Here is a 24,886-nt window from a genome sequence, read left to right on the forward strand (position 1 = left end):
AATGAGCGACACCTACGGCTTTCGCCTCCTCGGCGAGGATCTGCTTTCCGGCTTCGGCGCCGTCGGCGAAGGCATGTCGATGCAGCTGACCGGCGACAAGCGGCGGATCATGTGGCTGGCCCATGAAGGGCCGCCGAAGAACTTCACCGGCGTCGACGTGAGCGATCCCCACCGGCCGAAGGTCATCGCGCAGACCGACATGCCGCACGGCAAGGTGCGCTCGAATTCGCTCGAAGTGTGCGGCGACCTGCTGGCCGTCGCCTACCAGACCGTCGAGCCCGGCATGACGCCCGCCGGCATCGAGCTGTTCGACATCTCCGTGCCGGAAAGTCCGCGCTCGATCTCGTTCTTCGACTGTTCGGGGCCCTATTCGCGCGGCGTGCACTGCCTGTGGTTCGTCGACGGGCGGACCATCCACTTCGCCGGCGGCGCGGCGGACTTCCAGCCGCACGACCAGAAGGACGACCAGATCTACCGCATCCTCGACGTGGCCGACCCCGCGCGGCCTCACGAGATCGGGCGCTGGTGGATGCCGGGCACCCGCGTGGGCGACGACGCGCCCCGGCCCGAGCGCCTGCCGATCGATTCCGGCTTCCGCGCCCACAACACCAATGTCTACCCCGACCGGCCCGACCGGGCCTATGTCGGCTATCTCGACGGCGGCGCCTTCGTGCTCGACATCGCCGACATGGGCAATCCGCGCCTCGTCTCGGCCTGGAATCCTCACCCTCCCTATCCGGGCTTCACCCATACGGTGCTGCCGCTGTTCTCGCGCGACCTGCTCATCGTCTCGGACGAATGCGTGCGCGACGACGGCAAGGACTGGCCGAAGCTGACCTGGGTGGTGGATGCCCGGCGCGAGACCAATCTGGTGCCCATCGCCACCCTCCCGCTGCCGGCGGTGGAGGAATACGGCCCCCGCGGCGGGCGCTACGGCTCGCACAACCTGCATGAGAACCGCCCGGGCGAGGTCTCGTTCAAGTCCGACACGCTGATCTTCGGCACCTATTTCAATGGCGGCCTGCGCGTGCACGATCTCTCGAACCCGCTTCAGCCGAAGGAGGTCGCCGCCTTCGTGCCGCCGGCCCCGGCGGGCTCGCGCGTGCCGGCGGTGCAGATCAACGACGTGTTCGTCGACGAGAACATGCTGGTCTATGCCGGCGAGCGGCAGACGGGCGGCCTCTACATCCTCGAGCCGACGTTCTGATCCGCCATGGCGCCGGTTCCGGTCACCGTCCTCACGGGCTTCCTCGGCAGCGGCAAGACCACGCTGCTGAACCGGCTGCTCGCCGCCCCCGACATGGCGGAGACGGCGGTGATCATCAACGAATTCGGCGCCATCGCGCTCGACCATCTTCTGGTCGAGCAGGCGATCGAGAACACGATCACGCTGCAGAGCGGCTGCGTGTGCTGCACCATACGGGGCGATCTCGTCGACACGCTGCTCTCCCTCAATGAGCGCAGCGCGCGCGGCGAGATACCGCGCATCGCCCGCGTCGTGGTGGAGACGACCGGCCTCGCCGAACCCGGCTCGATCATCCAGACCCTCACCGAGGATCGGGTCTTGACGCCGCTGTTCCGCCTCCACGGGGTGGTGACGACACTCGACGCGGTCAATGGCGCGGCACAGCTCGCCCGCTATGCCGAGGCGGTCAAGCAGATCGCGGCGGCGAGCCTCGTCCTGCTCACCAAGACCGACCTCGCGGGCGATGCAGAGGTCGCCGCGCTGAAGGAGGACGTGGCCCGGCTCAACCCGACCGCCTTGATCGAGGCGGCCATCTCCGGCGACATCGCGCCCGACCGGGTCTTCGACGGCCCGGCATGGGAGCCCGGCGACCATGACCCCCAATGGCTGCCCGCGGCCTCGTTCGGAAACGCCCGCCCGGTCGCGGTAGCGCCCAGCCATCGCGGGCGCATGCGCTACCGCGACACGCCGACCGTCGAGGCCGTCTGCCTCACGCTCGACGATCCCGTCAGCCCGGAGGCGCTGTCGCTCTGGCTGTCCTCGCTGGTCTCGCTGCGCAGTGCCGACCTCCTGCGGCTGAAGGGCCTCGTGAACCTCGCCGGGCATGGACGGCCGGTGGCGGTGCACGGCGTCCAGCACCTCATCCATCCGCTGCGCGAGCTGGCCGACTGGCCGGACGACGACCACCGCACCCGGCTGGTAGTCATCGGCCGCGAGCTGCCCGCGGCCGGCCTGAGTGAAAGCCTGATGGCGGCCATCCACGCCTACCCGGCGCGCGAGGCCGCCTGATGCGGTCAGAAGCTCACGCGCGGCAGCAAGGGGCCGCAGGGCAGAACCTCCCCGGCCCAGAAGGGCTCGCCGGTCATCAGGATCGCCGCGAAATCCTCGGACCCCGCGATGTCGAGCACCGTGACGCCGGCACGCATCAGCAACGCCCGTCGTTCCGCGTCCCGGCGCGGGCTCATGGTGCCGCGGCCGACAAAGGCGACGCAGCGCCCGCCACCGGGAAAGAACGCGACGTCGACACGCTCGGCGGCGTGTCCGGAAATCGGCAGATGCGCACGCGGCAGCGGCCGCGGGGCCGAGAACCGGAAGTCGCGGTAGCCGAACAGGCCGCGATAGGGCGCCAGCCGCGCCTCGAGTTCGGTCCGCGCCGCCTCCACGCTGGCATCCACCCGGGCGAAATAGTCCTTCACCAGCCGCCGGGCCGCGGCGTTCCAGGGGCCGCATTCGGCCTCGATCGCCGCCGAAAGCCCCTTGAAGGCGTCGTTCTCCGCGTCGAGCGGGTCGCCGCTCCAGCGCGCGGAATTGAGCCGCCAGCCGCGGCCGTCGGCATCGGGCGTCGCCGCCGGCGCCGTGTCGGATCCGGTGTCGGTGTCGCTCGCATAGGCCACGCGCAGCAGGCGCGGTGTCGTCACATCCATTCGTCACATCCGCGGCGGAACTGATCCGCCGCCCTTTCCCGTCGCTTCAGGAGGCTGTTCCATGTCGCGCCACATCGTCTGCCTGACATTCGACTTCGACACCGCCTCCGGCTTCATCGCCCGCGGCCTGGCGACCCCCACCCCGCTCTCGCGCGGCGAGTTCGGCGCCCGAGTCGGGGCCGGCCGCATTCTCGACCTTTGCAAGCGGCACGCCATACCCACCACATGGTTTACACCGGGCTTCACCATCGAGAGCTTCCCGAAGGAATGCGAGGCGGTGGTCGCCGGCGGCCATGAGATCGCCCATCACAGCTGGGCGCACGTACCTCCGGCGATGCAGTCGCGCGAGGAGGAGGAGGCGGACATGGTTCGCGCCATCCAGTCCATCCGCTCGCTGACCGGCGCCGCGCCGCGTGGCTATCGCTCGCCCTCCTGGGACCTCAGCGCCAACACCATCGACCTGCTGGTCAAGCACGGCTTCGACTATGACAGCAGCCTGATGGGAGACGACTACGCCCCCTACAAGGCCCGCAACGGCGACGCGGCCAAGGTGGGCGAGGTGCTTCGTTTCGGCACCGAGAGCGGGCTGATGGAAATGCCCATCAGCTGGACCATGGACGACCACCCGCATTTCGAATTCTACCGCACGCCCGACTTCCTGATGCCGGGCCTTCAGTCCCCGCGCCAGGTGATGGAAAGCTGGAAGGACGAATTCCGCTACATGCGCCAGAGCAGCGACTGGGGCGTGCTCACCTACACCATGCATCCCTATGTGATCGGCCGCGGCTACCGGATGCTCGCGCTGGAGGATCTCGTCGAATTCCTTGCCCGGGAAGGCGCCGTGTTCATGACCATGGCCGAGGCCGCCAGGGAAGCGCGCCGGCGGCTGGAGGCGTGAGGAGAAGGTGCCGCCAACATAGGCGGCCGATGATTAAATAAGTCGCTTGACTGAATTGTTGCCCGCGGCAGTATCGATCCCGAAAGGCCTTCGCGATGAAAACGGCTGCCGTCGCCATCAACCGCCTGTCCTACAGCTACGCGGCCTCCGACGGGCGCAGCGTGCTTGCCCTGTCGGACGTGTCGCTCTTGATCGAGCAGGGCTCGTTCGTCTCCCTGCTCGGGCCGTCGGGCTGCGGAAAGTCGACATTGCTCTATCTGATCGGCGGCTTCCTGAAGCAGGAGGGCACCGCGATCCATGTCGACGGCGTGCCGGTGACCGGCCCCGGCCCGGATCGCGGCATCGTCTTCCAGCAATTCGCGCTGTTCCCCTGGCGCACCGTGCTCGGAAACGTCGTCTACGGCATGGAGAAGCAGCGCGTTCCAAGGGCCGAGCGGCTGGACCGCGCCCATAAGCTGATCCGCGACGTCGGCCTCGCCGGCTTCGAGGCGAGCTATCCCTCGCAGCTCTCCGGCGGCATGCGCCAGCGCGCGGCCATCGCCCGTACGCTGGCGGTCGATCCGGCCATCCTGCTGATGGACGAACCGTTCGGCGCGCTCGACGCGCAGACGCGGGGCATCATGCAGGAGCAGCTGAGGCAGATCTGGCAGGCCACCGGCAAGACGGTGATCTTCGTGACGCATGACGTGCGCGAGGCGGTCTATCTTTCGCAGAAGGTGGTCGTCATGTCGAAGCGGCCGGGCACGATCAAGGAGATCATCGACACCTCCTTCGAGGGAAGCGAGGCCGATGCGCGGGTGCAGAGCGCGGTGGAGGACATCTGGCAGCAGGTGAAACTGGAGTTTGCCGATGCGCCCGCTCACGCTTGAGAAGCACCCGGTGCTGAACGGGATCGTCCGCTACAGCCCCCTGCTGCTGCTCGCCGCCGCCTGGGAGGCGAGTTCGCGTCTCGGGCTCGTCAACGAATATGCCCTGCCGCCGCTGTCGACCGTGCTGGTGGCCTGGTTCCAGTTCCTCAAGGACCCCTCGTTCTACTACCACGCGGGCATGTCGCTGATGCGCGCGGCGACCGGCCTGTCGCTCGCCATCGTGCTGGGCGTGACGCTCGGCATCTCGATGGCGAGCTTCCGCTGGGTGGAGGCGACCTTCGGCCCCATCGTGCAGATGTTCTACCCCATGCCCAAATCGGCATTGATCCCGCTGACCATCCTGTGGTTCGGGCTGGGCCACCTGTCGAAGATCTTCCTCATCTTCCTCGGCTGCCTTCTGCCGATGACGCTGTCGAGCTTCAACGGGGCCCGCGGAACCGACAAGGTGCTGCTGTGGTCCGCCTCCAGCCTCGGCGCCTCGCGCTGGAACCGCATCCGCGACGTGGTGTTCCCGGCGAGCCTTCCCTCCATCATGGCGGGCATGCGCACGGCGCTGGCGCTCGCCTTCGTGCTCTTCGTCTCGTCCGAGCTCATCATCGCCAATGAGGGCCTCGGCTATCTCATCCGCATGACCGGCGACGGCGGCCAGTATCCCGCGATGTTCGCCGTGGTGCTCACCGTCGTGTCGATGGGCTTTCTCGCCGACCGGCTCCTGATTGCGATCACGCACCGGGTGCTCAGATGGCGCGCCTGAACCTCGCCTGGCTCAAGCGCCTGCTGCCGATCATCGGGCTGCTCGTCATCTGGCAGGCGGTCGCCGCCTCCCATGTCACCAGCGCCTTCCTGCTGCCCTCCGTCGTAACGGTGGCGGAGCGCGTGTGGAGCGACATCGCCAGCGGCACCCTCGCGGGCAAGGTCGGCCTGACGCTCTATCGCGCTTTGGCCGGCTTTCTCATCGCCACCGTCGCCGGCGTCACCGTCGGCCTGTCGATGTCGATCCTGCCGGTGGTGCGGTGGTTCTTCGATCCCCTGATCTCGGTCGGCTTCCCCACGCCCAAGATCGCGCTGCTGCCGATTTTCATGCTCTGGCTCGGCCTCGGCGACGAGACCAAGATCGCGATGATCACCTTCGCCTGCTTCTTCGCCATCACGACCAACGCCTATGCCGGAGCGCTCGGCGTCGAGCGCGCGTTCATCTGGTCGGCACAGATGCTCGGCGCGTCGCGGCGGCAGATCCTGACCGACATCATCCTGCCGGCGGCCACGCCGCAGATCCTCACCGGCATGCAGATCGCCCTGCCCGTCTCGCTGATTTCCACCCTGGTCACGGAAATGATCATGGGCGGCGGCGGCCTCGGCGGGGGGCTTCTGGAGGCCTCCCGCTACGCCGACTCGCCGGGCGTGTTCGCCGCGATCGTGGAGATCGCCGCCGCTGGCGCTATCGTGATCAATGTGATGTTTGCGTTGCGCAAGCGCCTGCTGCGCTGGCACGAGGAAACGCAGACCCGCGATCAATGAGCGAACGGAACATGAGCGACATCACCCATCTCGACCGCCGGCGTGCCGCAGGCGCCCAGACCCGCCAACGGATCGTCGAGGTCGCCGAGAGCCTGTTCGCCAGCCAGGGCTACGATGCGGTCGGGTTGCGTGATATCGTCCGCGTCGCCGAAATCAATTCGGCGGCGGTTCACTATCATTTCGGCACCAAGGAAGCGCTGTTCCTCCACATCCTTCGCCTGCGCGCGGAGCCGATCGCCTCCGCCCGCGCCCAGGCTTTCCAGGCGCTGCGGGCGAGGGGCCCCCTCGTCCTGTCGGAGGTGATCGAAGCCTTTCTGCGCCCCGCGCTCGATCAGCCGCTGCACGAGCCGCGCCGGGCCAACTACGCCGAGCTTCGCGCCCGGCTGTCGGGCGAGCAGGAACCGGCGGTGCGGGCGCTGCTGGCGGAAATCTTCGACCCGTCGACCCGCATGTTCCTCGCCGCCATCCGCGACTGCCTGCCCGAGCTGCCGGAAAGCGAGATCTATTACCGCTTCCACTTCCTGCTCGGCACCATGGTCTACGCGATGGCAAATCCCGGTCGCATCCAGGATCTGAGCCTCGGCGACACCAATCCCTTCGACCTCGATGAGGTGCTGGCGCATCTGGTGCCCTTCATCGAGGCGGGATTCCGCGCCGCGCCCCTGCCGGCGGCCCGGGCCCGGAAGCGCCCGGCCGCTCGCAAGAAGCAGCCCTGACATCCGAGAAGCCGCAACGAGTTCACAGCAACCGAGGACATCATGGCAACGCATCGCGTCGGCATCATCATGCATGGTGCGACAGGCGGGCTCGCTCGCAAGCAGCATGTCGGCGCGCTCGCCGCGATCCGGAAGGAAGGCGGCCTTCCGCTCCCATCGGGTGACGTCCTCATGCCCGACCCGATCTTCGTGGGGCGCAGCGCCGAGCGGCTCGCGGCGCTGGTGGACGAGGTCGGCTTCGGCCGGACTGGCACCGACCTCGCCGCGGCGCTGGAGAATGCCGAGGACACGATATTCTTCGACGCTGCCGCGACCGCGCTGCGCTTCGACGTGCTGTCGAAGGCGATCGATGCCGGCAAGCACATCTATTGCGAGAAGCCTATCGCCGGCTCCACCGCGCAGGCGATGGAGCTCGTCCACCGGGCGGAGAAGGCCGGCGTCAAGCACGGCACGGTGCAGGACAAGATGTTCCTGCCGGGCTTCGCCAATCTTGAGATGGTGACGCGTTCCGGCTTCCTCGGCCGCATCCTCGAGGTCCGGCTGGAGATGGGGCGCTGGATCTTCGACGGGACGCTGCAGGACGGCGGGCGCCCGAGCTGGAATTACCAGAGTGCGGGCGGAGGCGGCCTGATCCTCGATATGTTCCCCCATTGGCGCTACATGCTCGAAGGCCTGATCGGCCCGCTCGCGGCGATAAGCTGCCGCTGGCGGACCCAGATCCCGCACCGGGTCGACGAGGCCGGCCGGCCCTATGACGTGGATGTGGAGGATTGCGTCTTCGCGCAGGTGGAGTTCGAGAACGGCGTCATCGGCTCGGTCAATTCGAGCTGGACCACGCGCCCGCGCCGGGACGCCGCCATCGTCGTCCAGATCGACGGCACCGAAGGCTCGGCCGTCGCCGGCCCGCAGATCTGCTACACTCAGGCGGGGGTCAATTCCCGCCGCTTCAAGCCCTCCGCCGACAGCCCGACGCCGGAAGACTTCTACGACGACTGGCAGCCGGTGCCGCAGAATACGGCGCCGAGGAACGGCTACCGGATGGGCTGGGAGCGTTTCCTGCGCTACGTCGCGGTGGGAGACGAGGCATATCCCTATTCGCTGAGGCAGGGGGTGAAGGGCGTCCAGCTTGCCGAGCTCGCCTATCGCAGCCATGAAGAGCGCCGCTGGATCGACATTCCGGCCCTCGCCTGAAACGCGTTCCCCGAGCCTCGCCTTTCGCCGCGCGCCTGCAAGGCGCGGCGCCACGCATCGGCGCCGACGGGTTTCCCGGCTTGGCTGCCGGCACGAGCCGGGTCCGGCGGGGCTCCGGTCCTCGTCGGGCCGGCTGGCGGGCGTCGGCGCGCAGGGTTGCCAAGCGTTTCCAACCGCGCATCGAATGCGGGCCGCGCCGGCTCACCGTGTCGAGCGCGATCGGCCAGCCCACCCGCGCGGCGGCGCTTCCTGCCAAATTGGCTGGATCTCCATACCCCTTCCCACCCATTTCCCGGCGCCGAAAGACGTATTTCTACATTATGACCATTAAATCGTGCGGTTATCTAATTAGGTACTGATATATCCGACTCGTTCACTTGGATTTTTAACGGAGTTGTCAGACCGTCATTTGGAATTATCCAGAAACAATTTGCAACGGCAGTGATGGACACCACGCAGAGTTCCCACCTGCACACGCGTTCACTATCCGCCGGATTTCCCTCCTCCGGCAACCGTCCGGCATCACCGGTCCTCGAACCCACCACACCATGGCCCGCCACCGGCACGCTTTCGCCCCGGCGAGCCGACGGCCTGTCGCCCACCTCGTCCCGCATCGCCAGCCTCGCGCTGATCGCCCTGATCGTGACCCTCGCGCTGGCGCTGCGCGTGAGCGTGGCGCAGACCTTCGCCGGCATGGTCGACGGGGAAGGCGCGGAATATCTGAGCCTCGCGAAGAACCTGCTGGCCGGCCACGGCTATGTCGGCATCTCCACGCCCGGCGTGAACCTGTTCTTTCCCCCGCTCTTCCCGATGGCCATCGCCGGGCTCGGGGCGCTCGTCGACGATGTCGATCTCGCCGGACGCATGCTGAGCGTCGCGCTGGGCGCCGCCCTGACGATCCCGGTCTATTTCATCGCGCAGGAGCTCTATGGGCGCAGCGTCGCCGTGATGGCCGCCGGCCTCGTTGCGGTCCACCCCTTCCTCGTCAGCCTCGCCACGACCGTGCAGGTGGAAAGCGCCTATGCGCTCGGCATACTGACGGGAATGGTCCTGCTGCTGCGCGCCTTCCGCGTGCGCACGGTGCTTTCCTTCGCGGTGACGGGGCTGGTGTTCGGCCTCTCCTTCCTGGTCCGGGGGGAGGCGCTGGTCTTCATGCTGCTGGCGCTGACCCTGCTGGCCTGCCAGTGCCTCGCCGCGAAGGCGATGCCGGCCGGAAAGCTCGCCCGCCGCGCCGGCGTCCTGCTGCTCGCGTTCGGCCTCGTCGCCGCGCCCTATGTGGTCTGGCTCTCGCAACAGGTCGGGCAGTTCAAGCTGGAGGGCAAGAGCCCGCTCAACATCACGGTCCAGCGCGCCAAGCAGGCCGGCATCGGCGAATATGGCGGCGCCTTCCTCATCGGCCCGGACCTCGAGGAACAGGGCGCCTACAACGTCCCGAGCGTGGAGACGATCCGCTCCTTCTCGATGACGCCTTCGCAGCTCGCCGACTACCTCGTCTCGAACACCTCCGAGCTGATGGGCAACACGCTGCGCACCATCACTACCTCGGGCAGTCTCGGCTACCCGCTGCTCCTTCCTCTGGTGCTGCTTGGCCTCGTCGCCTCGGCGTGGAGCAGCCGGACGCTGCCGGTGCAGCTCTCCCTGCTCGGGCTGGTCGGCATGTCGATCCTCGCCACCTATTTCATCTACTTCACCAGCCTGCGCTTCTTTGTGCCGCTGCTGCTGTGCATGTGCATCTGGGCGGCGGCCGGGCTGTGGCGGATACGCGAATGGGCCGGCGAAACGGCAGATGCCGTCGGGCTGTCGCCGCGCCTGTCATGGGTGGCCTCGGGCCTGACGCTCGCCCTGGCGGCGAGTGCGCTCCTCGCCCCGCCCCTGGTGCAGGCAGCGAATGCGCTGGTCTACACCCGCGACACCCGCCAGGTCGTGGAGCAGGCCCAGGCGCTGCAGGCGCCGGCCGGGCAGGAGCTGCGGATCGCCGCCGCCTCCGCCGTGCCGAGCTATCACGCGCATGCCCAGCATATCTGGCTGCCCTACACGGAGAGTGAGGCGACGGCGCTTCGCTATCTGGAGAAAAAGGGGGCCAATTTCGTCATCGTTCGCGGCGAGGACGGCCCGCGCGCGCCTTATCTCGCGCGCTGGGTCGCCCGGGGGATCATCGATCGCCGGGCACAGCTCGTCAGCAAATTCGACGTCGGCCACGACGAGGTGAGGATCTATCGCCTCGACTGGAACTGAATACCTTCGCGGCCAGCCGGGACACGGACATGCTGAGCAAGGGATCCCTTCAGATCGAGGTGCCGGCCGCGCTGACGAAGGCGATGGGCCAGGGCGAGCCGGTCATCGGGCCGCCACTCGTCGTCGACCTCGACGGCACGCTGCTTCGTTCCGACCTGCTGGTCGAATCGGCCTTCGCCCATGTGGGGGCGAGACCCTCGCGCCTGCCCGTTCTGCTGCGCGCGCTGCTGCGCGGCAAGGCCGCCCTCAAGGCCGCGATCGCGCGGGAGACGCCGGTCGACGAGACCAGCCTGCCCTATGACGAGCGCGTGCTCGAGCTCATCCACGATGCGCGGGCGCAGGGGCGGGAGGTCTATATCGCCTCCGCCAGCAACGAGCGCTACGTGGCCGCGGTCGCCGGGCATGTCGGTGCCGACGGCTGGTTCGCCTCCAGCGACAGCGAGAACCTGTCGTCCCACGCCAAGACGCGGCGCCTCGTCGAGGCGTTCGGCGAGGGTGGGTTCGACTATGTCGGCGACGACAGGGCCGACCTGCCGGTGTGGGCGGCGGCGCGCGAATGCATCGCCGTGCACCCCTCGGCCGGGGTGAGGCGCGCCCTGACGGGTATCAATGCCGACGCCCGCTTCATCGAACCGCGCACGCACCGGGGCCGGGCCTGGCTCAAGCTGCTGCGGGTCCATCAATGGGCGAAGAACGCGCTCGTCTTCGTGCCGATGGTGACGTCTCACAATTTCGACCTCGGCTCGGTGGTGGCGTCGGTCGCCGCCTTCTTCGCCTTCTCCTTCGCCGCCTCGGCGATCTACATCCTCAACGATCTCGTCGACATCGACGCCGACCGCAAGCATCCCTCGAAGCGGCGGCGCCCGCTCGCCGCCGGCACCGTGCCGATCCTGACCTCGATCCCCGTCGCGGCCGGGCTGATGGGCACGGGAATAGCCGTGGCGCTGGCGATCGGCCCGCTCTTCGCCGCGACGCTGCTGACCTATCTCGCTCTCACCACCGCCTACACCTTCTTCCTCAAGCGCAAGCTGCTGGTGGACATCGTCACCCTGGCGGCGCTCTACACGATCCGCATCATCGGCGGCGCGGTGGCGATCGACGTACCCGTGTCCGAATGGCTGCTCGGCTTCTCGCTGTTCATCTTCACCTCGCTGGCCCTGATCAAGCGCTATGTGGAAATGGCGGCCCGGCTCGACGCCAGCCTGCCAGACCCGAACAACCGCAACTACCGCAAGGCCGATCTCGACATCGTCGCCGCGCTGGCGGCGGCGACCGGCTACAACGCGGTGACGTTCTTCGCCATCTACATCTCGTCCGACCACGTGCGCGCGATCTACGCCTATCCGCAACTGCTCTGGCTGGTCTGCCCGGTGCTCATCTACTGGCTCGGCCGCGCCCTTCTCATGGCGCATCGCCGGGACCTCGACGACGACCCGATCGTCTTCGCCATCCGCGACCGCAACAGCCACCTCGCCCTGCTCTTCATCGGCGCCATCCTGCTCGTGGCGACGGGTCCGCTCTAGGCCCCCGCAACGGATCAACGGCACAGGAACTCGAACATCATGCGACCTGTCGATCTCCTGCTGGTGCTCATCAGCGTCGCGCTGTCGTCCCTGTCGCAGGTGGTGCTGAAACGCGGTATGACCAGCCCGCCGGTCCGGGCCGCGCTCGAGGGCGGGGGCATCGGCGACACGCTGATCGCCCTGGTGACCTCGCCCTTCGTGACGGGCGGCCTCGCCTGCTTCGGCATGAGCGCGGTGGTCTGGCTGTTCGTGCTGTCGCGCATCCCCCTGTCGCTCGCCTACCCCTTCGTCGCGCTCGGCATCGTGGCGACGGTGTTCGCGGGATCGACGCTGTTCGGCGAGAGCCCGACCCCGCAATCGCTCATGGGGGTCGCGCTCATCGTCTCTGGCGTGGTCATGGTCGGGCTGGCGAAATAGCCTGACCACCCGGGATCGAGACGATTTTCGTTAGCCAGCTCTATATCGGCGCTATTTATGCTGGCTCCGATAGCCCTCGATGCGCGCGTGCAGCCCCGGCAGGACGAGCGAGCGCACCATGTCGGCGAGGTCGGCGTCGCCCGTATCAGTAGCCGTCAGGCGTAGGATGCAGGCGGTCGCCTCCGTCGACAGCCCCGCATGCTCGTCGAGTATCGACCGCGCGGTCGCGACGAGCTCGTCCTCCCCGACGAGATGGGTCAGCAGGCCGATGTCGAGCGCCTCCTGTGCGCCGACGAGGCGGTTGCCGAGCAGGATCGCGCGCGCCGCGTCGGTGCCGACCACCGCCGCCAGCCGCCGCGTGCCGAGCGCGACGCCGAAGCGGAATCCCGGGAAGCGGAACTTCGCCCGCGGCGTGCCGATGCGATAGGTGCACGCCGCCGCGAGATCCGCCCCCGCGCCGAACGCCGCCCCCTGCACCAGCGCGAAGGAGGGGACGGGCGCGATCGCCACCGCGTTCAACAACAGTTCGATGCGCGCGAAGCGCAACAGCAGGTCGCCCTCGCTCTGGTCCTCGATGCCGGTGAAGTCGAAGCCGCCGCAGAAGGCGCGCCCCTCGCCGGTAAAGACGACCGGCACCGAATCCGCGCAGGCGGCCTGGAAGGCCTGCGCCAGCGCGTCCACCGACGAGGCGTCGAGCGCATTGGACTTCTCCGGACGGGCGAGGGCGAGAAGGCGGAGCCTGCCGTCGGCGGCGGAAGAGACCGCTACAGGGCCCTGGCGATGCTGCGTTGCGTCCATTCGCGATAAACCTCGTCATTGTGCTCGCCGAGATCGGGCGGGCGGCGCTCGATCTCGAAGGAATAGCCCGTCATGGCGACCGGAAAGCCTACGGTCTCGGCCCGGGCGCCGTTCGGCATCGTCATCGGCCGCACCCAGCCGGCGTGGCGCACATGCGGGTCGTGCAGTATGTCGGCGAAATCGTTGATCGGCGCGCAGGGCACCCCCTTGGCGTCGAAATCGGCGAGCCATTCCGCCGCGGTGCGGGTGGAGAAGATCGGCTGCAGGATCGCCGCAAGCTCGTCCTGGTGGCGCGCGCGCAGCGACTGTGTCGTAAAGCGCGGATCGTCCGGCAGGTCCGACCGGCCGACGATGGCGCAGGTGTCGCGCCAGAGCTTGTCGTTGCCCGCCGCTATGGTGAACGGCTTGTCGGAAGCCTCGAAGCCGGAATAGGGCGCGTTGCGCGGATGCGCGGAACCGAGGCGGCGGGGCGCCTTGCCGGTGCCGAAATACTCGCTGGTCTGCAGCGCCGAGATGCCGAGCAGCGAGCCGAGGATCGAGCAGTCGATATGCGCGCCCTCGCCGGTTTCGCGCGCACGCATCACCGCCGCCAGGATCACGAAGGCGGCGTAGAGGCCGGTGGCGAAGTCGCCGACCGGCACGCCGCATTTGACCGGCGGCCCGTCCGCCTCACCGGTGACGCTCATCAGGCCGCTCATCGCCTGGCCGGTGACGTCGAAGGCGCCCTTCTGCGCATAGGGGCCGTTCTGGCCGTAGCCGGTGATCGAGCAGTAGACGAGGCGCGGATTGCGCTTCTTCAGGTCTTCGTAGGACAGGCCGGAGCGCGCCAACGCGCCGGGGCGGAAGTTCTCGACGAAGACGTCGGCGTTCTCCACCAGCGCGTAGAGCCGGGCGAGGTCGTCCTTGTTCTTGATGTCGAGCGCCACCGACCGCTTGTTCCGGTTCAGCGAGGAGAAATTGCCGCTGAAGCTCTCCGATCTGCCGTCCTCCGCGCCATGCAGCGGCGGCCAGCCGCGCATGCCGTCGCCCCCGTCGGGCCGCTCGACCTTCACCACGTCCGCGCCGAGATCGGCGAGCAGGCAACCGGTGAACGGGCCCGCGGCGATCTGGGCGAACTCGAGGACGCGAAGACCGGACAGCGGCTTCGACGCGGGCGGGTACGCGGCACTCATGCCACCTTCCTTTCGCATTCCAGGGCGGCATAGGCACCGCGATGATAGAGCAACGGCTCGCCGCCATGGACGTGGACATGGTCGACGGCGCCGATAATGATCGAATGATCACCGCCGGGACAGACCTCCCGGATCGAGCATTCCGCCGCCGCGACCACGTCCTCGATGATGGGGCTGCCGCGCCGGCCCGGCCTGTGCCGGATTTCCGCGAACTTGTCGGGCTGCTTCGAGGCGAACACCCGCGAGATCGCGGCCTGCTCGCGCGACAGGAAATGCAGGACGAAATGGCCGCTCTCCAGCAGCGCGGCGAGCGTGTTCGAGCGCTGGTCGAGGCAGATGAGGAACAGCGGCGGCTCCAGCGACAGCGAGGTCACGGCGGTGATGGTGACGCCGTGCAGCGCGCCGGCCGGATCGGCGGTGGTCACCACCGCGACGCCGGTGGCGAAATGGCCGGCGAAGGTGCGCAGCTCGCCGGGCGAGATCGCGCTGGCAAAGGTGAGGGTTTCCGACATGGCAGGTCTCCCGGTACGCAGGAAGGGTCAGGCGGCGGCCGCCAGGGGCGCGTCGAGGCGCAGGCCCGCCTCGCGCATCAGCGGCATCACGCGGGCGCCGAAGAATTCGAGGTCGGGGATGAAGTCGTAGAAGTTCACCTGCACCCCGTCGCAACCCGCCTGCTTCAGCCGCATGAAGCCCTCGACCACCTGGGCCGGCGTGCCGACGATGTGGACGTTGCCGCCGATGGTCCATTGCTCGCGCGTCGCCGCCTTCCACGAGGTCTGGTCGCCGCCGGTGAAGGTCCGGTAGAAATTCTCCGCCGCCACCGGGTCCTGGTGCCTCAGAATGGCGTCGTACTGCGCCCGGGCCTCGGCCTCGGTCTCGCGGCAGATGACGTGCGGGTTGATCAGGGTGCGGATGTCGCGCCCCTGCGCCGCCGCTGCCTCCTTGATCTTCCTGTTATGCGCCGGCAGCGCCTCGCAGGCCGCGTCGAGATTGGCGCCGGCGGGGCTGGTGACGAAGATCAGGTCGGAATGCCGGACGGCATAGGCGAGACCCGCGCCGGAGGAGGAGGCGTTGACGAGCAGGCACTTGCCGCCGGCCGGCTTGGGCGCGACGAAGGCGTCCTTCATCTTCCAGAAGCGGCCGTCGACGGTGAGGTTCTCGTCCTCGGACCACAGGCGCTTCATCATGCTCACGAACTCGTCGGCCATGACGTAGCGCTGGTCGTGCTCGATCTGCTCGAGGCCGAACATCTCGAACTCGCTCTTCTTGTAGCCGGTAACCATGTTGAGGCCCCAGCGCCCGCCGCTCATCTCGGAGATGGTGGCGCCGAACTTGGCGAGGTGCAGCGGGTGCCAGCCATAGAGGATGTGCACGGTAGAGACGAGCAGGATGCGCTCGGTGAGCGCGGCGAGCCCGGCGGTGACGAGCAGCGGGTCGGTCGCCTTCTCGCGGAACTTCATCTCGCCGCCATAGCCGCCCTTGCCCATCCACTGGGCGAGGCCGAAGACGAGGTCGAAGCCGAGCTTTTCCGCCATCACCGTGCAGCGGGCATTGTAGTCGAAGGTCCAGGACGTACCCCGCGGCGCCGTCGAGGGGCTCCAGGCGCCCGACTGGATCGGCAGGAACAGCCCGAGCATCAGCGGGTTGCGCTTGGCCGCCTCGAGCGGCGACAGGCGGGTGGGGTCCGACGTCTTGTCCGACATGGCGCGTGTCTCCCGGTAGCGTGGAGGTCCAGCGATCTCTTTGAGATATTTGGACGCTTAATTGGACGACTTACGTAAATTCAGCGTAGTGGTCGAAGTTTTCGATGAAAAGCGATAGTTTTCGATCCAATAACTTCGATATATTCGATGTCGATCGCGAAAAAGGGAGCGGCCGGAACCGGGGCGGCGCCCGGTCCCGGCCGCAGTTGCGCTCAGCTTCAGGTCGAAGGCGAGACGATGGTGGCGGAGACCGCGGTGCGGTCGGCGCGCACCCAGCCCTCATTGGTGGAGTAGTCGTCCCGCGAGCGGTCGCGCAGGAAGCAGGCGGAGACGAAGCTGATCGCCGCGATCACCGCGATGTAGACGCTTATGGCGGTCGAGGTGCCGTAGGTGTGCAGCAGATAGGCGGCGATCATCGGCGCCGGGCCGCCCGAGGTGATGGAGGCGAGCTGATAGCCGATGGACGAGCCGGAATAGCGCACGCTCGGCGGGAAGCTCTCGGCGATGAAGGCCGCCTGCGGGGCGTACTGCATGTCGTGGATCGGCAGCGACATCAGGATGGCGAGGACGATCAGGAACGGGATCTTCGAATCCAGCATCCAGAAATAGGGGAAGGCGAATGCCATCATGGCGAAGGCGCCGATCAGGTACATCCGCTTGCGGCCGATGCGGTCCGACAGATGGCCGAAGAACGGCGTGGTGAAGAGCGACAGCGCCGCCGCGACCAGCACGATGTTGAACAGATAGGAGCGGTCGAGACCGAGATTCTTCGTCCCGTAGGCCAGGAGGAAGGTGGTGAACAGGACGAACGGGGCCTGCTGCCCGGTGCGGATGAGGCAGGTCAGGACGATCTCGCGCCAGTAGCCCCGCACAGCTTCGAGCACCGGCGTGCTGGCGATCTCCTTCTTCTCCTGCATGTTGCGGAACACCGGCGTCTCGAGCACGCCGAGGCGGATATAGAGGCCGATGACGATCAGCAGCGAGCTGAACAGGAACGGAATCCGCCAGCCGACGGTCTCGAACCATTCGGTCGAGCCGGCATAGGAGGTCAGGGTCAGCGCCGCCACGGCGAGCAGCATGCCGAGCGGCGAGCCGAATTGCGGCCAGCTCGCCGCGAGGCCGCGCCGCTTGTCGAAGCGCGACCACTCGGTCGCCACCGCGATGGCGCCGCCCCATTCGCCGCCGACGCCGATGCCCTGCAGCACGCGCAGCAGCGTCAGCGCAATGGCGCCCCAGATGCCGATCGTCTCATAGGTCGGCACCAGGCCGATAAGGACCGTGCTGCCGCCCATCAGCAGCAGCGTCGCCACCAGCGTGCCCTTGCGCCCGATCCGGTCGCCGAAATGGCCGAAGATCATGGCGCCGATCGGACGGGCGACGAAGCCGAGGAAGAAGGTGGAAAAGGCGAGCAGCGTCGCCGAATAAGGATCGTGCGAGGGGAAATAGAGCTTGCCGAAGACGATCGCGGCGACGAGGCCGTACAGGTAGAAGTCGTACCATTCGATCATGGTACCGATGGTCGAGGCGATCACGGCGCGGCGCGCATGGCGTGCCATATCGGCGTCACCCAAGGGCGACGTCTTCACATGTGAAGCCATCTCTCTCTCCTAGGCGCCCCCATTGGCGGGAGGCGTGTTTCCAAATCCCTAGACGCACGACATCGGCCGGTTGAATCCGGGCCTGCCGGGCACGCATCCGCTCGCGCCCGCCGCGGACGGCGTGCGTGTCACGGTGTGCGCCGCAGTATCGCGCGCAGCAATTTCATTGTTGTTTGTAGACGAGGCACCACTGCACCTTGTCGATTGGCACCATAGGTTTCAGCTTTCTTGATTGAAAGCGATTGTTTTCGATGGATACTGTACGAGATAGTCGATGGAATATGGTGCAATGCAATGAATTTCCGGCAACTGGAAACATTCCTGGAGATCGTCAGGCTCGGAAGCTTCGCAGCTGCAGCAAACAAGCTCCACGCAACGCAATCGACCGTCTCCGCGCGCATCCAGGAGCTCGAGAGCGATCTCGGGGTTGTGCTGTTCGACCGCAGCCAGCGCAGGGCCACGGTGACGGCGAAGGGGCGCGAGCTGCTGGGCTATGCCGAGCGCGCCCTCGACCTCCAGGAGGAGATCCGCCAGCAGGTCGCGCCGCGCCACACGCTGTCCGGCGTGGTGCGGGTGGGCGTCGCCGAGCTGGTCGCCATGACGTGGCTCGCGCGCTTCGCCGCGACCATCCGCGAGCGCTATCCCAACATCAGCCTCGAGCTCGACATCGCGCTCACCACGCCGCTGCGCAGCCGGCTGATGTCGGGCGAGCTCGACATCGCCTTCATCCCGGGCGACATGGCCGACCCGATGCTGGTGGCCCGCCCGCTGGGATCGGTGACCTTCCGCTGGATGGCCGGCGCCGATTTCGAGCTGCCGGCGCGCCCTCTCGTCCCGCCGGACTTCGCTGCGCTGCGCATCCTCTCGCTGGGCGAGAACTCGATCCACTACCAGACGACGTCGGCCTGGCTGGAGGCGAGCGGCTCGAAGCTGCGCCCGGACCTGTGCAACAGCATGAGCGTGGTGTCGACGCTCACCGCGGCAGGCGTCGGCATCAGCCTGCTTCCGCCGAGCTGCTACGCGAGGGAGATCGAGGATGGCAGCCTGCGCGTGCTGCCCGCCGATCCCGAGCCGGAGCCGGTGCGGTTCTCCGCCGTCTACAAGCGGCGGCGGCTGGCGACGCTGCAGGAGCTGATCGCGGAGACCGCCAGCGAGATGAGCACGTTCGAGCCACTCGTGGAGAGCCGGCCCGGGGAGAGCCGGCCGGAGGAGGCCTGAGGGCGGCCGCGCCCGCCCGCGCGCTTCCCGCGGCGGGGAGCCGTCAGACGATCAGGCTGCGGTCGTGGTCGCCGGGGCGTCTCAGCCGGCGTTCGACCAGCGTCGAGGCGCCCTGCAGCAGGATCACCAGCGCAACGTAGAAGAACGCCGCCAGCAAATAGGCCTGGAGGTTGAGGAAGGTCGCGGCGGCGACGTTCTGCGCCGTGCGCATCAGCTCGGTCACGCCGATCACGGAGGCGAGCGACGTGCCCTTCAGGATGATGATGAACTCGTTGCCCAGCGGCGGGAACGCGATGCGGAACGCCTGCGGCAGCAATATGCGGCGCAGCGCCGTCGGATAGGTCATGCCGATCGAGCGGGCCGCATCCATCTGGTCGGCCGGCACCGCCATCATGCTGGCGCGCAGGATCTCCGCCACATAGGCCCCCGCATTGACCGCGAAGGCGAGCGTCGCCGAGGCCAGCCGGTTGTCGAGCGGGCTGAACAGAGCCACCATGCCCGGTATCCCTGACTGCACCGCCCAGGCCGGCAGGCCGAAATAGACCACATAGAGCAGCACCAGCGGCGGCACGCCGCGGAACACGGCGACGTAGGAGACGCAAATCGCCCGCAGCACCCTGCTGCGCGACTGGCGCCCCAGCGCCACCAGCAGGCCCAGCACCAGCGCGCCCGCCATGGCGAAGACGGTCAGGCCGAGCCCGACCAGCGTGCCCATGAAATAGCGCGGAGCGTAGGCCAGCGCGAACTCGATCATGAATGGCCTCCGGCACGCAGGAACGCCTCGATGCGCGGCGTCGGCGGCGCCTCGAAGAAGGTGCGGGTGGGCAGGTCCGCGACCACGCGGCCATTCTCCATGAACACCATCCGGTCGGCCGCCTCGCGGGCGAATTTCAGCTCGTGGGTCACGACCAGCATGGTCCGCCGCTCCTCGCTGAGGCGGCGCATCACCGCCAGCACCTCGCCCACGAGCTCCGGGTCGAGCGCGGAGGTCGCCTCGTCGAACAGGAGGATTTCGGGCTGCATGCACAGCGCCCGGGCGATGCCCACCCGCTGCTGCTGGCCGCCGGAGAGCTCGTCGGGAAAGGCGTCGATCTTCCCTTCGAGGCCCACCTCGCGCAGCGCCTCGCGCGCCCGCGCCTCGGCCGCCTCGCGCGGCAGGCCGAGCACATAGACCGGACCTTCTATCAGGTTGCCGAGCACATTGCGGTGCGGGAACAGCGCGAAGCGCTGGAACACCATGCCGGTGCGCCGGCGCTGGCGCGCCACCACGGCGTCGTGCGCGGGCCGCAGCTGCCCGCCGCTCTCGCGATAGCCGATCAGCTCGTCGCCGAGATAGATGCGGCCCTCGTCATAGGGGGTGAGGAAGTTCACGCAGCGCAGCAGCGTGGTCTTGCCCGCCCCGCTCGGCCCGACGATGGCGACCGTCTCGCCGCGCGCCATCTCGAGGTCGATCCCCGAGAGGATCTGCCGTCCGCCGAGCGACTTGCCCAGCCCGGCGATGCGCAGGATAGGCGGCTCGCCACCGGGGCGAGCCGTCTTCTCCGGCGCCGCAGGCGTCGCACCCGCGCCGCTCACGGCCGCTTCGCTCACGGCAGGACGCTGGTGTTGCCGAACCACTTCATGGCGATCTTTTCCATCGTGCCGTCCTTCTTCATCTCGGCGATCGCCTTGTTCACCTGCGCGAGGCCGGCGGCATCGCCTTTGCGCAGCGCGACCGCGTTCAGCTTGACGTCGGGCGTGAGGGGCTTGGCGACCACCTTCAGCTTGTCGGGATATTTGGTGGCGACGATGTAGCTGCCGTTCACGCTCTCCACCGCCACGACGTCGATGCGCCCGAGCAGCAGGTCATTATAGGCATCGACGACGGTGTTGTAGCTCGCCGGCTCCACGCCCCCGATCTTCGACAGCGCGGTGGCGGCGGAGGTGTTGCCCATCACGCCGACCTTGAGCTTGGAAAGATCGGCGGCGGTCAGGTCGGTGTTCTTCGAATCCGCGCGGACCACGCCGATGATGGTCTGCTTCATGATCGGGTCGGAGAAGTCGACCACCTTCTTGCGCTCGTCGGTGACGACGATGCTGGTGATGGCGTCGATCTTCTTGGCCTGCAGTGCCGGGATGATGCCGTCCCACGCCATGCCCTGATAATCGACGGGAACGCCCATGTGCTTGCCGAGCGCGGTGGCAAAGTCGACGTCGAAGCCGACCAGCTTGCCGCTCTCGTCGGTGAAAGAGATCGGCCGGTAGTCGGGATCGGCGCCGACCTTCAGCGAGGTGAAGGCCTCCTGCGCCTCGGCGCGGGAGGGCAGCGCCTGGATGCCGATGAAGGCGGCGACCGCGAGGCTCGCGGCTTTGAGCAGAATGTCAGGCTTCATGGGATTCTCCTTCTGGAAGGGCCGCTTCCGGGCCTTGTTGGGATCGGATCGTGACGAGCAGGGCACGCGAGCCGGGCAGCACCTCGACCGTGTCGCCGCGGCCGAGCACGGTGACGCTGTCGAACTGCTCGACGATGAGGGGGCCGCAGCCGATCCAGCCCTCGGCGAGATCGGTGCGCTGGTAGACCGGGCATTCGGCGATGTCGTCCTCGGCGAAGTGCACGCGGCGCGCACCGAGCGGCCCGCCGCTGACCGCCGGTCCCGGCTCGACGCCCATATTGACCGCGCTCGGCTCGCTGACCCGCAGGCGCAGGTTCAGCAACTCCACCGCCAGCGTGTCGGAGGCGTGGCCGTAGCGGGCGCGGTGCTCGGCGAGGAAAGCGCGGCGGGCAGCCGCGAGGCCCGTGAGGTCGAGGCCCGGCAGCGCCACGGTGAGGGCGTAGGACTGCCCGCGATAGCGCAGATCGAGCGACCAGTCCTCGTGCAGCCGCGCGGGGTCGAGGCCGTCGGCCGCGGCGCGCACGAGCAGGCCGGCGCGCATCTCGCCGGTGATGGCGGCGAGGTCCTCCTGCGCCACCGCCGCCAGATCGTGCAGCCAAGTCCGCTGGGTGTCGTAGGAGATGTCGACCGAGAGGATGCCGTGCGCCGAGAACACCCCGGTGTAGAACGGCACCAGCACCTGCGGGATGTCGAGCGCGCGGGCGACGTCGATCGCGTGCAGCGGCCCGGCACCGCCGAAGGCGACCAGCGTGGCGCGGCGCGGGTCCTGCCCGCGCTCGACGGACATGGTGCGCACCGCCCGCACCATGTTGGCGGTGGTGACCTGAAGGATGCCGTGCGCGGCGCGCTGCCAGGACACGCCCAGCGGCGCGGCCACCTTCTCCTCGATGGCGCGGATCGCCGCCTCGCGGTCGAGCGCGAAGCTGCCGCCCAGCATGCCGGAGGGGCTGAGCCGGTTCAGCGCGAGATGGGCGTCGGTCACGGTCGGCTCGGTGCCGCCGCGGCGATAGCAGACCGGGCCGGGCGAGGCGCCCGCGCTCTGCGGGCCGACCTTCAGCAGCCCTGCCTTGTCGAGATGGGCGATCGAGCCGCCGCCGGCGCCGATGGTCTCGATCTCGGCCGAGGCGACCGCGACCGGATAGCCGCCGATGCGGCGCTCGTCGGTGATCGCGATGCGCCCCTCGCGCAGGAAGGCGACGTCCGAGCTGGTGCCGCCCACGTCGAGGGTCAGCACCAGGTCGAGCTCGTGCAACTCGGCGAGCTGGCGCGCGGCGACGACGCCGCCGGCCGGGCCGGACATGGCGCATTTGATCGGGAACCGGCGCGCCTCAGACCGGGTCATCGAGCCGCCGGCCGAGCCCATGATGAAGCAGCGTCCGCCGACATCGGCGCCGAGCGATTCCAGCCCTTCGAGGAACGCGGCCATGATCGGCATGGTCGCCGCGTTCAGCGCCGTCGCGGTCGCGCGCTCATACTCGCGGAACACCGGCAGCACCTCGCTTGACAGCGACAGCGGCACGCCCAGCGGCGCGAGGCTCTCGGCGACGCGCTTCTCGTGCTCGGGCGAGACGAAAGAATAGAGCAGGCACACCGCCACCGCGTCGGGCTTCTCCTCGCGCAGCGCCTCGACCACGCGGGCCAGCGCTGCCTCGTCGAGCGGGCGCAGGACGTTGCCGTCGTGATCGAGCCGCTCGGGCACCTCCAAGCGCCGCTCGCGCGGCACCACGACGGGCGCGCGCCGCTTGTGCAGGTCGTAGGAAGAGGCCCGCGTCATGCGCGCGATCTCGAGTACGTCGCGGAACCCGTCCGTCGTCACCAGGGCGGTGCGCCCGAGCCGGTTCTCCAAGAGCGCATTGGTGACCACCGTGGTGCCGACCACCACTGCCGCGAGGTCGGCGAGCGGGCGCTCCATCGTGGCGGCGAGGCTCGTCAGCGCGTCGATGATGTCGCGCCCCTGCTGGCCCGGCCGGTGCAGCACCTTGTCGATCCGCATGGTCCGGCGCGCCGGATCGGCGAGGACGACATCAATGAAGGTGCCGCCGACATCGACCGCCGCGAGCAGGCCGTTCGCGTTCGTGCTCATGCGGCTTCTCCCTCGACACGGCGGCGGCCGTAGCCCGCCCTCAGGTCGCTGGCGAGCGCCTCGGGGTCGCGCTCCTCCGGCCGCCCGTAGCCGCCGCCGCCCGCGGTCTCGATCTCGATCAGCGAGCCTTCCGGCGCGAACAGGTCCATGAAGCGGTCGACACGACGCGTGGTGCCGTCCGGGCCGACGATGCGGATCCGGGTCGGCGCGCCCGGCTCGCCGCCGTCGAGGCCGGCGGGACCCCGCGTTGGCATGCTGACCTGGAACGAGCAGCGCGCGGAGGTGAGCAGGCGGAACGCGCGGCGCAGGCCGAAGCCGCCGCGGAAGCGGCCGGCGCCGCCGGAATCCTCGACGATCTCGTAGCGCTCGATGCGCATCGGCAGGCTCATCTCGAGCAGTTCCACCGGGGTGTCGTGGAGATTGGCGATCGGCGGGATCATGCCGCTCTCGCCGTCGGCGACGCAGCTCGCACCCGAGCCGCCGCCCAGCGCCTCGCCATAGGCGAACAGCCGGCCGGTGCGCGGATCGGTGCCGCCGAGCGAGAACACGCCGCCCCCGCCCGAGCCGGCCAGCACCCGCTCGGGATAGAGCGGGGCCAGCGCGTCGAGCAGCGCCTCGAAGGTGTGGTAGGAGACCTGCGCCGCCGCCGAGATGGCGGTGGGGTAGCGCGGGTTGAGGATGCTGCCGTCCGGCGCCGTGATGTGCAGCGCGCGATACATGCCGGCATTGGCCGGAATGCCCTCGCCGAGCGTGATCCGCACCGCCATGAAGACGCAGGCCAGCGTCGCCGACAGGCACGAGTTGAACGGGCCGACCACCTGGTCGCCGGTGCCCGAGAAATCGACCTCCAGCACGTCCTCGCGCGGGGTGAGTGCGACCCGGATCGGGATCGTCGTCGGCCCGTAGTCGGCCAGCGCCTGCCCGCGCAGCGTGCCGCGCGGCAGCCCGGCGACCACCCTGCGGGTCGCCGCCTCCGCCATGTCGAGGATCCGCGCGGCGGCGGCGAGCAGGTCGTCCGCGCTGTAGCGCTGGGTCAGTTCGTCGATGCGCCGCTGCGCCACCTCGATGGTGGCGATCTGCGCGTCGAGATCGGCGAGCCGCTCCTCGGGCAGGCGCGAATTGGCGGCGATCACCCGGCGCAGGCCCGGGTCGACCCGCCCGGCGGAGGCGAGCCGGACCGGCGGCAGGCGCAGGCCCTCATGGAAGATCTCGGTGGCCCCGGCCGGCATGCTGCGCGGCGCCATGCCGCCGACATCGGTGTGATGGGCCATGCTGGCGGCGAAGCCGATCAGCCGCCCCTCGGCGAAGAGCGGGCCGGCGACGATGAAGTCCGGCAGGTGGTTGGCGCCGTGATAGGGGTCGTTGACGATGAACACGTCGCCGGGCGCCATCTCCTCCGGCGGGAAATCGAGCAGCACATGGGGCAGCGCGGTCGCCATGACGCCGAGATGGACCGGGATGTGCTCGGCCTGCACCACGATCTCGCCCCGGGCGGTGTAGAGGCAGCAGGAGCAGTCGCGCCGCTCCTTGATGTTCGGCGAATGGCTGGAGCGCACGAGCGATTCCGCCATTTCGTCGCAGATGCCGCTGAAGCTGTTTCGCACCAGCTCCACGGCAATATTATCGAGACGCGCATGATCGGGGGGCGGAAGGGGGGACAAGGGCGGCGGGTCCTCGCGGTACATG

23 protein-coding genes are annotated in these 24,886 nt (G+C 68.5%); 12 read left to right on the top strand and 11 right to left on the bottom strand.

The annotated features are described in order from the left end of the window. The first annotated feature begins 1 nt into the window (after position 1). Both NVS83_RS06975 and NVS83_RS06980 read left to right on the top strand, forming a co-directional pair. Positions 2–1,207, top strand: coding sequence for an LVIVD repeat-containing protein (locus NVS83_RS06975; RefSeq protein WP_258738684.1), 1,206 nt, complete (start codon positions 2–4; stop codon positions 1,205–1,207). Positions 1,208–1,213: 6 nt separating this feature from the next. Next, positions 1,214–2,254: a CobW family GTP-binding protein gene (locus NVS83_RS06980; protein ID WP_258738685.1), complete on the top strand. Its 1,041-nt coding sequence runs from the start codon at positions 1,214–1,216 to the stop codon at positions 2,252–2,254. 5 nt (positions 2,255–2,259) lie between these two features. Here the strand turns inward: NVS83_RS06980 and NVS83_RS06985 are convergent, their stop codons facing one another. Beyond that, positions 2,260–2,889 (bottom strand): hypothetical protein, encoded by a 630-nt coding sequence (locus tag NVS83_RS06985; protein ID WP_258738686.1) that lies wholly within the window; start codon positions 2,887–2,889, stop codon positions 2,260–2,262. Positions 2,890–2,950: 61 nt separating this feature from the next. Here NVS83_RS06985 and NVS83_RS06990 point away from each other — a divergent pair, with 61 nt between their 5' ends. The 9 genes from NVS83_RS06990 (at position 2,951) to NVS83_RS07030 (ending at position 12,256) form a co-directional block, all read left to right on the top strand. Further along, a complete protein-coding gene (locus NVS83_RS06990; protein ID WP_258738687.1) occupies positions 2,951–3,787 on the top strand; it encodes a polysaccharide deacetylase family protein in 837 nt (278 codons plus the stop codon). A gap of 95 nt (positions 3,788–3,882) precedes the next feature. Then, complete coding sequence (locus NVS83_RS06995) at positions 3,883–4,656, top strand: ABC transporter ATP-binding protein (protein WP_258738688.1); 774 nt, start codon at positions 3,883–3,885, stop codon at positions 4,654–4,656. After that, positions 4,637–5,410, top strand: coding sequence for an ABC transporter permease (locus tag NVS83_RS07000; RefSeq protein ID WP_258738689.1), 774 nt, complete (start codon positions 4,637–4,639; stop codon positions 5,408–5,410). The genes NVS83_RS06995 and NVS83_RS07000 overlap by 20 nt, the downstream gene beginning before the upstream one ends. Continuing rightward, positions 5,398–6,174, top strand: coding sequence for an ABC transporter permease (locus tag NVS83_RS07005; protein ID WP_258738690.1), 777 nt, complete (start codon positions 5,398–5,400; stop codon positions 6,172–6,174). The genes NVS83_RS07000 and NVS83_RS07005 overlap by 13 nt, the downstream gene beginning before the upstream one ends. Positions 6,175–6,185: 11 nt before the next feature. Next, on the top strand, positions 6,186–6,890 hold the full coding sequence (locus NVS83_RS07010) for a TetR/AcrR family transcriptional regulator (RefSeq protein ID WP_258731793.1): 705 nt from the start codon (positions 6,186–6,188) through the stop codon (positions 6,888–6,890). Positions 6,891–6,932: 42 nt separating this feature from the next. Then, the gene (locus tag NVS83_RS07015; RefSeq protein ID WP_258738691.1) at positions 6,933–8,081 is read left to right on the top strand and encodes a Gfo/Idh/MocA family protein; all 1,149 of its coding nucleotides are present in this window, start codon (positions 6,933–6,935) and stop codon (positions 8,079–8,081) included. Between the two features lie 444 nt (positions 8,082–8,525). After that, positions 8,526–10,316 carry an ArnT family glycosyltransferase gene (locus NVS83_RS07020; RefSeq protein WP_258738692.1) on the top strand — a complete coding sequence of 597 codons (1,791 nt, stop codon included), beginning with the start codon at positions 8,526–8,528 and terminating at the stop codon, positions 10,314–10,316. A gap of 29 nt (positions 10,317–10,345) precedes the next feature. Then, positions 10,346–11,839 (top strand): UbiA family prenyltransferase, encoded by a 1,494-nt coding sequence (locus NVS83_RS07025; protein ID WP_258738693.1) that lies wholly within the window; start codon positions 10,346–10,348, stop codon positions 11,837–11,839. A gap of 39 nt (positions 11,840–11,878) precedes the next feature. Further along, positions 11,879–12,256, top strand: coding sequence for an SMR family transporter (locus tag NVS83_RS07030; RefSeq protein WP_258738694.1), 378 nt, complete (start codon positions 11,879–11,881; stop codon positions 12,254–12,256). A gap of 51 nt (positions 12,257–12,307) precedes the next feature. Here the strand turns inward: NVS83_RS07030 and NVS83_RS07035 are convergent, their stop codons facing one another. The 5 genes from NVS83_RS07035 to NVS83_RS07055 all read right to left on the bottom strand — a co-directional run bounded on the left by NVS83_RS07035 (position 12,308) and on the right by NVS83_RS07055 (position 17,527). Beyond that, on the bottom strand, positions 12,308–13,054 hold the full coding sequence (locus NVS83_RS07035) for an enoyl-CoA hydratase/isomerase family protein (protein WP_258738695.1): 747 nt from the start codon (positions 13,052–13,054) through the stop codon (positions 12,308–12,310). Further along, entirely contained in the window at positions 13,021–14,226 is a 1,206-nt protein-coding gene (locus tag NVS83_RS07040) for a CaiB/BaiF CoA transferase family protein (protein WP_258738696.1), read from the bottom strand. Before NVS83_RS07040 ends, NVS83_RS07035 begins: the two co-directional genes overlap by 34 nt. Further along, on the bottom strand, positions 14,223–14,738 hold the full coding sequence (locus NVS83_RS07045) for a flavin reductase family protein (protein WP_258738698.1): 516 nt from the start codon (positions 14,736–14,738) through the stop codon (positions 14,223–14,225). The genes NVS83_RS07040 and NVS83_RS07045 overlap by 4 nt, the downstream gene beginning before the upstream one ends. A gap of 27 nt (positions 14,739–14,765) precedes the next feature. Continuing rightward, positions 14,766–15,929 carry an LLM class flavin-dependent oxidoreductase gene (locus NVS83_RS07050; RefSeq protein ID WP_258731803.1) on the bottom strand — a complete coding sequence of 388 codons (1,164 nt, stop codon included), beginning with the start codon at positions 15,927–15,929 and terminating at the stop codon, positions 14,766–14,768. A 218-nt stretch (positions 15,930–16,147) separates the two neighbouring features. Continuing rightward, positions 16,148–17,527 carry an MFS transporter gene (locus NVS83_RS07055; RefSeq protein ID WP_258738699.1) on the bottom strand — a complete coding sequence of 460 codons (1,380 nt, stop codon included), beginning with the start codon at positions 17,525–17,527 and terminating at the stop codon, positions 16,148–16,150. A 294-nt stretch (positions 17,528–17,821) separates the two neighbouring features. Here NVS83_RS07055 and NVS83_RS07060 point away from each other — a divergent pair, with 294 nt between their 5' ends. Continuing rightward, a complete protein-coding gene (locus NVS83_RS07060; RefSeq protein ID WP_258738700.1) occupies positions 17,822–18,745 on the top strand; it encodes a LysR family transcriptional regulator in 924 nt (307 codons plus the stop codon). A 43-nt stretch (positions 18,746–18,788) separates the two neighbouring features. Here NVS83_RS07060 and NVS83_RS07065 read toward each other — a convergent pair whose 3' ends face one another. Genes NVS83_RS07065 through NVS83_RS07085 form a run of 5 tightly spaced genes read right to left on the bottom strand, consistent with a single transcriptional unit; the run spans position 18,789 to position 24,813 of the window. After that, positions 18,789–19,499, bottom strand: a complete 711-nt coding sequence (locus NVS83_RS07065; protein WP_258738701.1) for an amino acid ABC transporter permease — start codon at positions 19,497–19,499, stop codon at positions 18,789–18,791. Continuing rightward, complete coding sequence (locus NVS83_RS07070) at positions 19,496–20,320, bottom strand: amino acid ABC transporter ATP-binding protein (RefSeq protein ID WP_258738702.1); 825 nt, start codon at positions 20,318–20,320, stop codon at positions 19,496–19,498. Before NVS83_RS07070 ends, NVS83_RS07065 begins: the two co-directional genes overlap by 4 nt. Positions 20,321–20,331: 11 nt before the next feature. Beyond that, entirely contained in the window at positions 20,332–21,117 is a 786-nt protein-coding gene (locus tag NVS83_RS07075; protein ID WP_258738703.1) for an ABC transporter substrate-binding protein, read from the bottom strand. Continuing rightward, positions 21,107–23,200 (bottom strand): hydantoinase/oxoprolinase family protein, encoded by a 2,094-nt coding sequence (locus NVS83_RS07080; protein WP_258738704.1) that lies wholly within the window; start codon positions 23,198–23,200, stop codon positions 21,107–21,109. The genes NVS83_RS07075 and NVS83_RS07080 overlap by 11 nt, the downstream gene beginning before the upstream one ends. Next, the gene (locus NVS83_RS07085; protein ID WP_258738705.1) at positions 23,197–24,813 is read right to left on the bottom strand and encodes a hydantoinase B/oxoprolinase family protein; all 1,617 of its coding nucleotides are present in this window, start codon (positions 24,811–24,813) and stop codon (positions 23,197–23,199) included. Before NVS83_RS07085 ends, NVS83_RS07080 begins: the two co-directional genes overlap by 4 nt. Positions 24,814–24,886 lie beyond the last annotated feature (73 nt).

The sequence above is a fragment of the Ancylobacter mangrovi genome (assembly GCF_024752335.1).
Taxonomy (GTDB): domain Bacteria; phylum Pseudomonadota; class Alphaproteobacteria; order Rhizobiales; family Xanthobacteraceae; genus Ancylobacter; species Ancylobacter mangrovi.